This window comes from Flavobacterium sp. GCM10023249, assembly GCF_042653365.1.
Classification (GTDB): domain Bacteria; phylum Bacteroidota; class Bacteroidia; order Flavobacteriales; family Flavobacteriaceae; genus Flavobacterium.
The window spans coordinates 692,310-706,127 of the sequence record NZ_JBHSHZ010000009.1 but is presented as its reverse complement, the minus strand read 5'-3'; the positions used below and the strand labels follow the sequence as shown (position 1 = coordinate 706,127).

Annotated in this window: 11 protein-coding genes; 6 read left to right on the top strand and 5 right to left on the bottom strand. The window is 36.0% G+C overall.

Features of this window, described 5'->3' with window-relative positions; genetic code table 11:
* The gene (locus tag ACFO7M_RS10015) at window positions 1–711 is read left to right on the top strand and encodes a hypothetical protein (protein ID WP_379735420.1); all 711 of its coding nucleotides are present in this window, start codon (window positions 1–3) and stop codon (window positions 709–711) included.
* Between the two features lie 3 nt (window positions 712–714).
* Here the strand turns inward: ACFO7M_RS10015 and ACFO7M_RS10010 are convergent, their stop codons facing one another.
* The gene (locus ACFO7M_RS10010; RefSeq protein ID WP_379735418.1) at window positions 715–1,992 is read right to left on the bottom strand and encodes a replication-associated recombination protein A; all 1,278 of its coding nucleotides are present in this window, start codon (window positions 1,990–1,992) and stop codon (window positions 715–717) included.
* A gap of 145 nt (window positions 1,993–2,137) precedes the next feature.
* Between ACFO7M_RS10010 and ACFO7M_RS10005 the strand changes: the two genes are divergently transcribed.
* Window positions 2,138–2,899 carry a rhomboid family intramembrane serine protease gene (locus ACFO7M_RS10005; protein ID WP_379735416.1) on the top strand — a complete coding sequence of 254 codons (762 nt, stop codon included), beginning with the start codon at window positions 2,138–2,140 and terminating at the stop codon, window positions 2,897–2,899.
* 34 nt (window positions 2,900–2,933) lie between these two features.
* On the opposite strand, the gene rlmB is transcribed toward ACFO7M_RS10005, so the two are convergent.
* The 4 genes from rlmB to ACFO7M_RS09985 all read right to left on the bottom strand — a co-directional run bounded on the left by rlmB (window position 2,934) and on the right by ACFO7M_RS09985 (window position 10,274).
* Window positions 2,934–3,668, bottom strand: coding sequence for a 23S rRNA (guanosine(2251)-2'-O)-methyltransferase RlmB (gene rlmB / locus ACFO7M_RS10000; protein ID WP_379735414.1), 735 nt, complete (start codon window positions 3,666–3,668; stop codon window positions 2,934–2,936).
* Window positions 3,669–3,741: 73 nt separating this feature from the next.
* On the bottom strand, window positions 3,742–5,229 hold the full coding sequence (locus tag ACFO7M_RS09995; protein ID WP_379735412.1) for a SusD/RagB family nutrient-binding outer membrane lipoprotein: 1,488 nt from the start codon (window positions 5,227–5,229) through the stop codon (window positions 3,742–3,744).
* Window positions 5,230–5,240: 11 nt separating this feature from the next.
* Complete coding sequence (locus ACFO7M_RS09990; protein ID WP_379714810.1) at window positions 5,241–8,465, bottom strand: SusC/RagA family TonB-linked outer membrane protein; 3,225 nt, start codon at window positions 8,463–8,465, stop codon at window positions 5,241–5,243.
* A gap of 141 nt (window positions 8,466–8,606) precedes the next feature.
* On the bottom strand, window positions 8,607–10,274 hold the full coding sequence (locus tag ACFO7M_RS09985) for a hypothetical protein (protein WP_379714808.1): 1,668 nt from the start codon (window positions 10,272–10,274) through the stop codon (window positions 8,607–8,609).
* A gap of 168 nt (window positions 10,275–10,442) precedes the next feature.
* Here ACFO7M_RS09985 and rpsL point away from each other — a divergent pair, with 168 nt between their 5' ends.
* The 4 genes from rpsL to rpsJ are packed head-to-tail and all read left to right on the top strand — an operon-like array spanning window position 10,443 to window position 13,801.
* Window positions 10,443–10,826 carry a 30S ribosomal protein S12 gene (gene rpsL / locus ACFO7M_RS09980; protein WP_073311722.1) on the top strand — a complete coding sequence of 128 codons (384 nt, stop codon included), beginning with the start codon at window positions 10,443–10,445 and terminating at the stop codon, window positions 10,824–10,826.
* Window positions 10,827–10,852: 26 nt separating this feature from the next.
* Complete coding sequence (rpsG, locus tag ACFO7M_RS09975) at window positions 10,853–11,329, top strand: 30S ribosomal protein S7 (RefSeq protein ID WP_250592574.1); 477 nt, start codon at window positions 10,853–10,855, stop codon at window positions 11,327–11,329.
* Between the two features lie 10 nt (window positions 11,330–11,339).
* The gene (gene fusA, locus ACFO7M_RS09970) at window positions 11,340–13,484 is read left to right on the top strand and encodes an elongation factor G (protein WP_379714806.1); all 2,145 of its coding nucleotides are present in this window, start codon (window positions 11,340–11,342) and stop codon (window positions 13,482–13,484) included.
* A gap of 11 nt (window positions 13,485–13,495) precedes the next feature.
* Window positions 13,496–13,801, top strand: a complete 306-nt coding sequence (rpsJ, locus tag ACFO7M_RS09965) for a 30S ribosomal protein S10 (protein ID WP_073311719.1) — start codon at window positions 13,496–13,498, stop codon at window positions 13,799–13,801.
* Window positions 13,802–13,818: the final 17 nt, after the last annotated feature.

The window sequence follows — 13,818 nt, the reverse complement described above, 5'->3', positions numbered from 1 at the left end:
ATGAAAAAACTACTATGCCTAGGTTTATTATTAATGTCAGTATTAGGGATGGCACAATCAACATTGAATGATTACAATATGGCTGTAATCCCTGCTCGATATAATTTTCAAAAAGAAGATAACGAGTATAGAATCAATTCTACCATTAAGTCGTTTCTCAAACAGAAGGGTTTCGAAGTGTATTTATCCAATGAAACAATGCCTGAAGGATTTATGGATTATAATTGCAATAAGGTTTTTGTTGATTTGAAACAAGAAAGCAATATGTTCGTTACCAAATTACAGGTAGAATTTAAAGATTGCAAGAATCAAGTTTTGTTTACCACCGATTTGGGTGAAAGCCGAGAAAAAAATTATGCAAAATCCTATAACGAAGCATTGCTGAAAACTTTAAAATCATTTGATAATTCGAAATACAAATATTCAGGCAAAACATATTTTGATGAAGAAGCACAAGAGAAATTAAAAACGCGTGAAGTAGAAAATGTTTCTGTAGAGGTTGTCAAAACTGAAAAGAACGAATCATTCATCAAAGTTGTCAACTCTTCCAATCAAAAAGAATTAGTCTTGTTCAAAACGTCAAAATTAGATGTATATCTTACAACCTACAATGGTAGAAATGGGATTGTAGTGTCAAAAGGCGGAAGTTGGGTTTTTGAATATATCGATGGTGATAAAACAACTACGGAAAAACTCGAAATTAAACTCTAAATTTTAATAATCGTATTTGTCTTTCCAGCGGTTTTTTAGAAACTGACGTAATTCTTTTTCCCGTGCATTATCACCAGGATCGAAGAATTTAGTTGCCGAAATTTCTGTAGGTAAGAATTCTTGTTCGGCAAAGTTGTTGGCATAATCATGCGAATATTTATATTCTTCACCATAGCCCAGTTCTTTCATAAGTTTCGTAGGAGCATTGCGTAAATGTAAAGGTACAGGTAAATCGCCGGTTTGTTTTACTATTTGTTGTGCCTTTCCTATAGCCATATAGCTGGCATTACTTTTTGCCGATGTTGCTAAATAGACGGCACACTGACTCAAGATAATTCTACTTTCAGGATAACCAATTGTAGTTACTGCCTGAAAGGTATTATTAGCCATGATTAATGCTGTCGGATTCGCATTTCCAATATCTTCTGAAGCCAAAATAAGCATTCGTCGGGCAATGAATTTTACATCTTCACCACCTTCAATCATTCGTGCTAGCCAATAGACTGCCCCGTTGGGATCACTTCCTCGAATGGATTTGATGAAGGCCGAAACTATATCGTAATGTTGTTCTCCGGTTTTGTCATATAAAACGGTGTTTTTTTGCACCAATTGCATTACTTTTTCATTGGTGATTTCTATGGAATCTCCTTCAGAAGCATTGATGATTAATTCAAAAATGTTCAACAACTTTCTACCGTCACCACCCGAAAGGCGTAAAAGCGCTTCGGTTTCTTTAAGTTGGATGTCTTTGGTTTTTAAAACAACATCTGTAGTTAGGGCACGGTGTAACAATGCTTCCAAATCATCTTTTGTGAAAGCATTTAAGATATAAACCTGACATCTTGACAATAAAGCGGGAATGACTTCAAAGCTCGGATTTTCTGTTGTGGCACCAATTAATGTTACCCAGCCTTTTTCTACCGCCGCCAATAATGAATCTTGCTGCGATTTGCTAAATCGGTGAATCTCATCAATGAACAAAATTGGATTTTTGGTAGTAAACAAACCGCCACTTTGTTTGGCTTTATCAATTACTTCTCGAATGTCCTTAACGCCAGAATTAATAGCACTCAACTCAAAAAAAGGGCGCTGACTTTCGTTGGCCATAATTTGTGCTAATGTGGTTTTTCCAGTACCTGGTGGCCCCCATAATATTAAGGAAGGAATAATACCACGACTAATTTGATGAGTAAGGGATCCTTGTTCGCCAACTAAATGAGTCTGACTGATGTATTCTTCTAATGATTTTGGGCGTATGCGTTCGGCTAAAGGTGCTTCCATTGATTGAATTTGATTGTGCTACAAATTGGGTATCAAATTTAGGACTTTTCAGTCATCAAATCAACAAAAACAAATTATCCGGTCATGAGGTTATGACAAAAGTTCATTAAATTCGTTTTGGTTATATTTTTGATGGGATTTTCATATGAAAGAATCGGATTTTAAATTTTCTACTTCGGTAATTGCTTGGCCACTTTTTTTTGTATTGGCTTTATGGGGCGTTTTTGTATTGGAAATTATTCTGCCTGGGGATTTGTTGCATTATGGAATTTTGCCAAGAACTACATCAGGGTTGAAAGGGGTTTTATTTAGTGTTTTTCTCCACGGAGATTTGAATCATTTGTGGAATAATAGTATTTCACTTTTTGTATTACTGATGGCTCTTCGTTATTTTTATAGAAAACAATCTTTAAAAGTATTACTGCTGGGTGTTTTGTTTTCGGGAGTAGGTACCTGGATAATTGGAAGAGAGAGTTATCATATTGGTGCGAGTGGTTTAATCTATGTGCTGGCTAGTTTTATGTTTTTTGAGGGATTTCAAACCAAATATTACAGGTTGATAGCCTTGTCCTTTGTGATAGTATTACTCTATGGAGGGATGATATGGTATATGTTTCCTTCTACGGAAGTACAAATTTCTTGGGAAGCCCATTTGAGTGGATTTTTAGCAGGTTTTGTATTGTCTAGAATGATAGATTCTCATGTTTACGAAAAGCCAATTGTTTATGATTGGCAACGCCCTGATTTTGATCCGTCACAAGATGATTTTATGAAACATTTTGACGAGAATGGGAATTTTGCTCCAAAACCAAAAGAGCCTGAACCAAAAGAAGAAGATGATGTAATACGTTTTTTTAATTCAGATTTCAATGTGTTTTACAATTATAAAGAAAAAGACAAGCAATAGCTTGTCTTTTTTATAGAATATTTTGATTTGTTTTTTACATTCTTTGTCTGAGGGTTTCGTAAAGAAATGCACCACATGCCACCGAAACATTTAAGGATTCAATAGTGCCGAACATAGGAAGTTTCGCTTTTTCATCTACGATTTTTAATACCGATGGATTCACCCCTCGATCTTCACTACCCATAATAATCGCTACCGGTTCATTAAAGTTGATGTCGTAAATGTTATTGTCTGTTTTTTCAGTTGCGGCAACGGTTTTGATACCAGAACCTTGAAGATAAAAAACAGCATCTTTGATGTGATCTACTTTACAAATAGGTACATTGAAAACAGCTCCAGCCGATGTTTTTACCGTATCTCCATTAACAGGAGCAGAACCTTGTTTTTGGATAATGATACCATCAACTCCTGTACATTCCGCAGTTCGGATAATGGCTCCGAAATTACGGGCATCAGAAAGTTGATCCAATATCAATAATAAAGGTTTCTTTTCTTTTTCTAAAAGAGATTCCACTAAATTTTCAAGGGTGTGAAATGTGATAGGGGCAATGGTTGCTACTGCGCCCTGATGATTATTGTGTGTAAGTTTGTTCAGTTTTTCAACAGGTACATAGGAGAAATTGATATTGTTTCTCTTCATGGTTTTCATCAATTCTTGCATCAAATCGCCTTGCGCATCTTTTTGAATGAAAACTTTGTCAATCTCTTTTTTAGCATTGATTGCTTCAATTATAGCTCGTATTCCGAAAATTTGGTGTTCTTTTTCCATGTTGCAAAGATATAAAAAAACCACCAAGCTTTAAGGCTTAGTGGTTTTTCAAACATAACCAACTCAAATGAACTTAGAATTTATCCCAAAATAATTTGGTTTTTAATTTGTCACCTCCAATAGCAGCTGAAGCGGCTTCATGGTTCGTGCCATTTAATGTTTGTTCTAAAACAGGATAGGTGTATCGCTTGGGTACTACGCCCTCTGCTGCAGATACTGCATTTGATGGAGCGATAAGATTTGGATAATCCAGTCTTCTATAGGTTGTCCAAGCTTCAAATCCTCTATTGTAATAACCTAACCAGGCTTGTTCTCCAATTTTTTGTCTCCATGTGCCTGAGGCAGTTGCGTAAGCCACAGAAGTTTGTAATAAATAGTTAGTAGCCTCAGCGTTCGTTCCACCCCAATACATTATTGATGAGGTGATGGCATTGTTATAATGAGATTCAGCAGTTCCTCCTACATTAAATCCTCTCTCAATTGCCTCAGCTAAGTAAAATTCTACTTCGGTGTAATCCAATAAAATTCCTTCCAAAGTAGGGTTTAATAATCTGGTTTTTGGTCCATTACTTTGCGGATCTCCAGCTGATGAATAATTTTCGAAATCACCTCCAGCGGCATACGGGCAGCCAATGTAACTTCCGTTGATGTCAATGAAATACTGTCCACGACGAGGATCGCTCAAAGCGTTCATTTTATCTACTAAGGTTGATGCTGCAACGAAATCGTACCTTCCACTGGTAACCAAATCTGAATACAATGGGTTTGAATTGGGTTCATTCGACAGATAATGTAAAACGGCATTGTCAGCATTGGATTGAATAACTCCGTTGCTTACGGCAGTTTCTGCTTTTGTTTTTGCTAATGTGCTCAAAGAGGGTTCGTCAGCCACAGTGATGGCCATTCTTAACTGCAATGAATTTGCAAATTTTTTCCAATGTGCGATATCTCCACCATAAATAAAATCATAGTCACCGAAGCTTTCATAATTCTCATCTAATTTTGCGATGGCATTGTCCAATCGGGTGAATAAATCGGTATAAATCGTTTTAGCATCATCATATTTTGGTGACGGGTGATTCAGCGGATCTAAAGATTCTGTATACGGTATATTTCCAAAAGTGTCAACAAGTACACTATAAGAGTAAATATTCAGTACTTCAATTAAAGCTAATTTATTGTCTTTCACTTTTTGAGCACTTGTAGTTAGCGCTTGTTCTTTGTTGGTAATATCATAAGCTTCTTTCAAATCCCTTAATACATCTCTGTAAAGTGTTCTCCAATGGGTGTCAGGAACATTCCGCTGCAAAACATCATATCTAGATTCGTCTAGGTAGGTAGTTTCGGTCCAATGTTGCGCGAAAAGTCTGAAAACATTTGTGTTTACATTGGAGCTTGTCATTTGATCGAACAAGTTTTTTTCGGCATTGCCTAATAAAGTGCCTGCAGGTACAACGGTTAGATTTTTAGGATCATTATTCAAATCGGTGATCGAATCGTCATTGCAAGAAGTCAAGGAAAGAAGTAATCCCAACCCCATTAGTATAGATATTTTTTTCATTTTTAGAGGTTTTAAAATTTAACTTTTAAATTGAAAGCCACATTACGTGTTGTTGGTAATACACCTGATTGGAAACCTTGTAGATTTCCCGAACTTAATCCAGATTCCGGATCGGCATCAGGTAAGTTTTTATGAATGATCCATAAGTTAGACCCTGTTAACCCAAAGTATACGTCTTGAATTTTTTCTCCTAAGTATTTTTTAGGTAGAGAATAGCCTAAAGTAACCTCTCTCAATTTTATATAAGATGCATCGTATACATAATCGGAATTGGCGGAGCCCAAATATCCAAAGTAACCATCCGTTCCAGTGCTAGTGTCGATTCTAATGTCGTTAGGAGTTCCATCTTCGAAAACACCCGGAAGAATTACACCACCACCATCAGCTAATGAATTTCGAACTGGATTTCCTAAATCATTGGTAAAAACCGTATTTTGATACAAACCTGTTCCTTCACCATACCATCTGTCCAATGAGAAAACATCGCCTCCTTTTTGAACGTCAACTAAGAAACTGAATGACAGATTTCCGTAAGAGAATTTATTGTTGACACCACCATTCCAATCGGGTGTAAAATTTCCAATGACATTGTCGTTGGTTGGAGTAATCAGATATTTTCCTGTTGATGAATCAACTACTCTTTGTCCATTTAGGTAAACATAATCTGTTCCTTGAATTGTACCATAGGGTTTACCTACAGAAGCATTGACAGAAATACCTCCTTGGAACTGACCCAATTGGTAATTTTCGATGCCTTTATCAAGTTCCAAAACCATATTTCTATTCATTGACCAATTTACTGCGATATCCCATTTGAATTTTTCGGTCGCTACTGGATTGATATTTACAATAGCTTCCAAACCTTTGTTTTCAATATTTCCAACATTTTTGAATACTTGTGTAACCCCCGTGGCCTCAGAAACAGGAAGGTTTACAACTTGATTGATGGTATTGGTTTTATACGCTGAAAAATCAAATCCAAGTCTTTTTTTGAAAAATTGCATTTCTAAACCGGCTTCCCAACTTTTCGTTCTTTCCGGTTTCAAATTAGGATTGTTTTTGATGTTAGGTACTGAAAACAATGGTGAAGTGAATGGAGTTACACTTACATAGGTGTCTTTTAGGATAGCAAATCGTGCATCGTTTCCTACTTCAGCATAGCCAACTCTAATTTTACCCAAATCCAACCAATCTTGTTTTAGAAGATTGGAAAACAGTATGCTAGATGAAACAGATGGGTAGTAGTATTCGTTGTTGCCTTTCGGTAGAGTAGAAGCTACATCTCTTCGTATTGTACCATCGATATAATAGGTGTCTTTGTATCCCAGCGAAGTGCTTAGATAATAGCCATTTACACCTTGTTTGGCTTCAAATTCAACTGGTTTTTCCACTGGATTTAGAGAGTTGGCCAACGAATAAATTCCTGGCACAATTAATCCTCCTGAAGTCGATGCTAAAATGGAGCTGATGTGTTGTCTTCGTAAACTGATACCGGCTACTCCTTTTATATTGAGGTCTTCGGTTAAATCTTTGTTGAAGTTCGCCATTACATCATAGTTAAATTCAGAATAATCTCGGTTGAATCTTTGGTATCCTGCCGGATCGTTTGTAAGTGATATTCCAAATGGATCACCTGCATACGAACCAACAGCTCTTCTTTCTTCTTGGATTTGAGAATAAGTATCAACAGAAACTCGTCCCATTACATCTAGCCAATCATTGAACTTATAATTTAACGAAGTGTTACCAATGAAACGGTTTCTGCTATCATTTTGGTAATTTTCAAAACGGTCAAAATAAGGGTTGTTCCAATAAGCTGGGGATAAATTATTCGGGTTATTGGCATTCCATGTGTAATTCTGCTTAGTTTTAGTGTAAATGCTTTCTAATTCTTTGATGTCGGCATTAGTGGCCCACCATTGTCTGAAATTTGAAACGATGTTGCCTAAATATCCAGTACCATTTCTACCTAATGTTTTTGTATTGATATAATTCCCCATAAAATTAGCTGTAATTTTATCAGTTACTTTTAAACTAGCATTTCCGATGAATGAATTTCGATCTTGCTTGCTGTTGGGTAATAATCCAGTTGCAATTAAATTGGTATAGGACAATGCAAAATTTCCTTTTTCACTACCACCATTAAGCGATACTGTATTGTTTGTTGAAACTGGAGATTTGAAAAATGTAATTGCTCCATTTTTGGCAATGCTCCATGGGCGTGCTGTTTGATAATATGGCGATTCAGGTACAAATGAATCCCAACCATATACCATTATGCTCGAGTCATATGCTGGTCCGAACGAAGCATCATGATTGGTTCTTGCAACTAAGTCGTTGATTCCGTCCCCGTCAATATCGAAAGTAGTCCTGAAAGAAGGAAAATAACCTTGACCGTATTTGGTTTGGTAACTTGCGAAAGTAGTTTTGTCTACTTTGCCAATGCTTACTCCCGAATCTAATGTAACGCCAATTCCTTTCTGATTGTTTTTTCCTTTCTTAGTGGTAATCATGATGGCACCATTAGCCGCTCTAGAACCATAAAGTGCTGTTGCCGCTGCGCCTTTCAATACGTTAATACTTTCAATATCGTTCGGATTGATATCTGATGCTGCATTTCCATAGTCATAACCAATAGTACCAGTTTGTTGCAATGCGTTGTTTGTATTGGAATTGTCTACAGGTACTCCGTCAATTACAAAAAGAGCTTGGTTGTTGGAACTGATGGATTTAAAGCCTCTTATGACCACATTTGTTGAACCTCCAATATTATTGTTGGTTTTGATTTGGAGTCCTGCGACTTTTCCTGAAAGATTATTGATGAAATTGCTGCTTGGAGTTTTGGATACTTCATTTCCATCAATTTTTTGCGTTCCGTAACCTAATGATTTTTTCTCACGACCTACACCTAATGCTGTTACGACAACTTCGTTAAGTACTTTGGCATCTTCACGCATCACAACATTGATGGTATTTGCAGTTCCGATTGTTCTTTGAACGTCTGTTAGTCCTAAGAAAGAGAATACTAAGATTTCACCTTCGCGTGCTTTAATGGAATAACTTCCGTCAAAATTGGTTTGAATTCCTCTTGTTGTTCCTTTTACAACAACATTGGCTCCGGGCAGTGGTCCTGTGTCATCAGAAACAACACCAGAAACAGTTTTTTCTTGTGCAAAAGCCATTTGCACAAAGAGCGCAACATAAAGCGCAATAATCCATTTGAACTTTGATTTCATGATCTGTTTGATTAATTGTTATTATTTGAGATGAGTGCTTAAATAATTTATTTATCAAACAATATTAAAGAGTGTTTTTGTAGGAAAACAATTTCAACTACCAACTGCAATCAAGAGTCTATCAATGTTGTAGAAGGTTGGTTAGAAATTGGTTTTAAAGCTAATTTGAACTATAGAGTTCGAAAGTTTAATGGGTTGATTTTTGGTGCTTCCATTTGCGTAAACTAAGTTGAATAAACCGTTTTTGGTAGCCATGCCAAATCCGAATCCAAGGCCTAGAAGTGTGTTGTTTTGATTGGTGGATTTGTCTTGCAAATAGCCGTAATCTATTATAGAATGTAGATAAAGGTTAGGAGTAGCCAAATAGCGGTATTCCGTTAAAATGGATGTAAAGAAATTGCCTTGAAGACTATTTTCATTAAAACCTCTAATGGAATTAATTCCGCCAAAACGAAATAATTCATTAATAAGGTATTGGTTACTTTTTAAATAAGCGTTTTGGGTTTTTGCAAAAAAAATATTTTTTGAATTCAGGTATATATTGTGGGCTAAGTCAACTTTGGCTAAAAACTGATTGTCTTGAAATTCGACAGCAGTTCTCTTTCCGGTTCCGACTTTAATTTTTATGGAAGTTTTTTCTGGGAATAAAAAGGAATTGTTGTCGTAATTGAAATGCTCCAGTTGAACTGTTAAAAACTGATTGCTAAAGTCGCTAAGGGTGGTGCTGTTTGTGTTTTGAATATCACTGGATTCGGATTCTTGATAGCCGATATAGGCACGTGTGTTGTATTTGAAATAATACCCCAGATCGAGATTGGTTTGTGTGTTTTGAAAAATTGTGTCTTGTTTGAATATGTTGAGTTGTGCTTTTATACCAAGGGGAGATTTGAAAATGTAAGGTAGTTCGGTAGAAGCATTGAATGTTTTTTGATTGCTTCCATCGCTTTTCCAGAAAATGTTGATTTTTTCTCCTCCATTCATTAAGTTTTGCAATTGTAGATCCAAATAACCACTGAACACTATTTTCTTTTGCTCGTTATTGGTAAAGCCGATAAATCCATCGAAAGAATTGGCTTTATTTTTTTCAAGATACACGTAGGCTTTGGTTGAGTCTTTTGTAAATAATATTTCAGGAAATTTAGTTTGTTTGACAAATCGGAATTTTGAAACATCATTGTAAACTTGTTTTAGATTGTCTTGATTGAAAATTTTATTGCGATAGATACGAACAAGGTTTTTAGTGTGGCTTTTAGGGAATTTATCGTATCCATTTATTACGATTTGGTCTAGTTTGCGAATCTTTCCATTGGTAATTTCTAATTCGCAATAAAGAGAGTTTCCTTGTAATTCTTGTTTAATGAGTCGAAGTTTTACAAGTGCATAGCCGTTTTTTTCAAATCGTGATAAAAGCTGATTTAAATAATTTTCAACGTCTGAAGTTTTGATTTTGACCATCTCTTCATTTGCATTGAAAATTGTAGGATTATCATCCCTGTTTTTTTGCCCAATTTTGATATGAGTAGAGGTGGTTTGTCTGCCAAGAGCGACTGAAACTTGAAAAGTGGTATCGTTTATTTTTTGTATTTTTTTGAATTCAGACTCAAAAAAACCATGGTTAGCAATCTTTGTTTTGAATTTCTTTTCTTCTTCAAGAATCGATTTAACATTGTTGTGTTTTTTTTGATAACCGATACTGTCTATGCTTTTATTTTCGATTGTGTTTTCGGAGGTAATAACGAAAAAGAAGTCTTGTCCAAAAGTGTTTTGGAAACTGAAAAGGAGAAATAGAATTAAAAATTTGATCTGCAATGAAGATATTTTTCGATAAAAATAACGTAAAAAAACTAGAAACAGTACTTGAAAAATAAGTGTGCTGAAAATTAATAAATTACAGTTTGTTTTTACAAAAATAATATATACATTTGCAACCCCGTAAAATGCGGGATTTTATAAACAAGTAATTTTTAGTATTTAATTATGCCAACAATTCAACAATTAGTAAGAACAGGGAGAGCCCAAATGACTAAGAAGTCTAAATCGGCTGCTTTGGATTCTTGTCCTCAAAGAAGAGGTGTTTGTACGCGTGTTTACACTACTACTCCAAAAAAACCAAACTCTGCAATGCGTAAAGTTGCGCGTGTACGTTTGACAAATGGAAATGAAGTGAATGCTTACATCCCAGGAGAAGGACACAATCTACAAGAGCACTCGATAGTATTAGTTAGAGGCGGAAGGGTAAAAGATTTACCAGGAGTTAGATACCACATCGTTCGTGGTGCTTTGGATACTGCCGGTGTTAACGGTAGAACACAAAGAAGATCTAAGTATGGTGCTAAGAGACCTAAAGACGCTAAAAAGTAATTTTTAAAAACTTTTAAGAAAAAGACATGAGAAAAAGACAGGCCAAAAAGAGACCTCTTTTACCAGATCCGAAATTTAACGATCAATTAGTAACACGTTTTGTGAATAACTTAATGTGGGATGGTAAAAAATCGACTGCTTTTGCAGTATTTTACGATGCATTGGATATCGTAGAATCTAAAAAGCAAGATGCTGAAAAATCAGCTTTAGAACTTTGGAAAGATGCATTAACAAATGTTATGCCTCACGTTGAAGTACGTTCTCGCCGTGTAGGTGGAGCTACTTTTCAAATTCCAATGCAAATTCGTCCAGATAGAAAAATTTCTATGGCGATGAAATGGTTAATTCTTTATGCAAGAAAAAGAAATGAGAAATCTATGGCAGGTAAACTTGCTTCTGAAATTTTAGCAGCAGCTAAAGAAGAAGGTGCAGCTGTTAAGAAAAGAATGGATACTCACAAAATGGCAGATGCTAATAAAGCATTCTCTCACTTTAGATTTTAATTCATAAGAAATGGCTAGAGATTTAAAATTCACAAGAAACATAGGTATTGCTGCTCACATTGATGCAGGAAAAACTACTACTACAGAACGTATCTTATTCTATACAGGAAAATCACACAAAATTGGTGAAGTACACGATGGTGCTGCAACAATGGACTGGATGGCACAAGAGCAAGAGAGAGGTATTACAATTACTTCTGCTGCTACAACTTGTGAGTGGAATTTCCCAACTGAGCAAGGTAAATTGATTGGTGATTCAAAACCATATCACTTTAATATTATTGATACTCCGGGGCACGTTGACTTTACTGTAGAGGTAAACCGTTCGTTACGTGTATTGGATGGTTTGGTATTCTTGTTTTCTGCTGTTGATGGTGTAGAGCCTCAGTCAGAGACTAACTGGAGACTTGCTGATCAATATAGAGTTCCTCGTATGGGATTCGTTAACAAAATGGACCGTCAAGGTTCTAACTTCTTAAACGTTTGTCAACAAGTTAGAGATATGTTAAAATCTAACGCTGTAGCAATTACTTTACCAATTGGTGAGGAAAACGATTTTAAAGGAGTAGTTGACTTAGTAAAAAACCAAGCAATTATTTGGCATGATGCAACTCAAGGGGCAACTTTTGATATTGTAGATATTCCTGCTGATATGGTTGATGAGGTAAAAGAATACAGATCTATCTTAATTGAAGCAGTTGCTGAGTATGATGAAAATCTACTTGACAAATATATGGAAGATGAGAACTCAATTACTGAGGACGAAATCAACGCTGCATTAAGAGCTGCAACTATTGATATGGCTATCATTCCTATGATTGCTGGTTCATCTTTCAAAAATAAAGGTGTTCAATTCATGTTGGATGCAGTATGTAAATATTTACCATCTCCTTTAGATAAAGAAGGTATTGAGGGGATTCACCCTGATGACCAAGATTTATTGGAAGAAGATCAAACTAAAATCTTACGTCGTCCAGATGTAAAAGAGCCGTTTGCTGCTTTAGCATTTAAAATTGCTACTGACCCTTATGTTGGTCGTTTAGCTTTCTTCCGTGCTTATTCTGGTCGTTTAGATGCTGGTTCTTACATCTTGAACACACGTTCAGGAAACAAAGAGCGTATTTCTCGTATCTACCAAATGCACGCTAACAAACAAAATCCAATCGAATATATTGAGGCTGGAGATATTGGAGCGGCAGTTGGATTTAAAGATATCAAGACTGGAGATACAATGTGTGATGAAAAACACCCAATTATTCTTGAGTCTATGAAATTCCCTGATCCGGTAATTGGTATCGCGATCGAGCCTAAAACAAAAGCTGACGTAGATAAAATGGGTATGGCTTTAGCTAAATTAGCTGAAGAAGATCCAACGTTTACAGTTAGAACTGACGAGGCTTCAGGTCAAACGATTATCTCTGGTATGGGTGAGCTTCACTTGGATATCTTGGTAGATCGTATGAAACGTGAATTCAAAGTTGAGGTAAATCAAGGTGAGCCTCAGGTTGAGTACAAAGAAGCTTTCACTAAGCCTGCACAACACAGAGAAGTTTATAAGAAACAATCTGGTGGACGTGGTAAATTTGGTGATATTGTTTTCCGTTTAGAGCCTGCTGAGGCTGGTGCAATCGGTTTAACTTTCGTGAATGAAGTAAAAGGTGGTAACGTACCGAAAGAGTATGTTCCTGCAGTTGAAAAAGGATTCAGAGAAGCAATGAAAACAGGACCTTTGGCTGGATACGCTGTAGATAGCTTAAAAGTAACTTTATTGGATGGATCTTACCACGCGGTGGATTCGGATGCATTATCATTCGAATTAGCAGCTAAGATGGGATACAAAGAAGTTGCTAAAGCTGCTGGTGCTGTAATTCTTGAGCCAATCATGAAAATCGAAGTTATCACTCCGGAAGAAAACATGGGTGATATCGTAGGTGACTTGAACCGTCGTCGCGGTCAGGTTAATGACATGGGTGATAGAGCTGGTGCTAAAACTATTAAAGCTAATGTGCCTTTATCAGAAATGTTTGGATATGTAACTACTTTAAGAACTTTATCTTCAGGTCGTGCTACTTCAACTATGGAATTCTCTCACTATGAGCAAACTCCATCTAATATTTCAGATGAGGTAATTAAGAAAGCAAAAGGTAACGCTTAATTTTTAAGAAAATGAGTCAAAAAATCAGAATAAAATTAAAATCTTACGATCATATGTTGGTTGATAAATCAGCAGAGAAAATCGTAAAAACTGTAAAGAGTACAGGAGCTGTGGTAACTGGTCCAATTCCATTGCCAACAAACAAAAAGATTTTTACTGTATTGCGTTCTCCGCACGTTAACAAGAAGTCGAGAGAGCAATTTGAAGTAATGTCATACAAAAGATTATTAGATATCTATTCTTCATCTTCAAAAACTATCGATGCTCTAATGAAATTAGAGTTACCTAGTGGAGTTGAAGTGGAAATCAAAGTGTGATAAATCACTGAAAGTAA

Bases quoted from the DNA above. Each gene is read 5' to 3' on its own strand.
- rpsG (WP_250592574.1), top strand. From the start codon at position 10,853: ATGAGAAAAAGACAGGCCAAAAAGAGACCTCTTTTACCAGATCCGAAA.
- rpsL (WP_073311722.1), top strand. From the start codon at position 10,443: ATGCCAACAATTCAACAATTAGTAAGAACAGGGAGAGCCCAAATGACT.
- ACFO7M_RS10015 (WP_379735420.1), top strand. From the start codon at position 1: ATGAAAAAACTACTATGCCTAGGTTTATTATTAATGTCAGTATTAGGG.
- rlmB (WP_379735414.1), bottom strand. From the start codon at position 3,668: ATGGAAAAAGAACACCAAATTTTCGGAATACGAGCTATAATTGAAGCA.
- rpsJ (WP_073311719.1), top strand. From the start codon at position 13,496: ATGAGTCAAAAAATCAGAATAAAATTAAAATCTTACGATCATATGTTG.
- ACFO7M_RS09995 (WP_379735412.1), bottom strand. From the start codon at position 5,229: ATGAAAAAAATATCTATACTAATGGGGTTGGGATTACTTCTTTCCTTG.
- ACFO7M_RS09990 (WP_379714810.1), bottom strand. From the start codon at position 8,465: ATGAAATCAAAGTTCAAATGGATTATTGCGCTTTATGTTGCGCTCTTT.
- fusA (WP_379714806.1), top strand. From the start codon at position 11,340: ATGGCTAGAGATTTAAAATTCACAAGAAACATAGGTATTGCTGCTCAC.
- ACFO7M_RS10010 (WP_379735418.1), bottom strand. From the start codon at position 1,992: ATGGAAGCACCTTTAGCCGAACGCATACGCCCAAAATCATTAGAAGAA.
- ACFO7M_RS10005 (WP_379735416.1), top strand. From the start codon at position 2,138: ATGAAAGAATCGGATTTTAAATTTTCTACTTCGGTAATTGCTTGGCCA.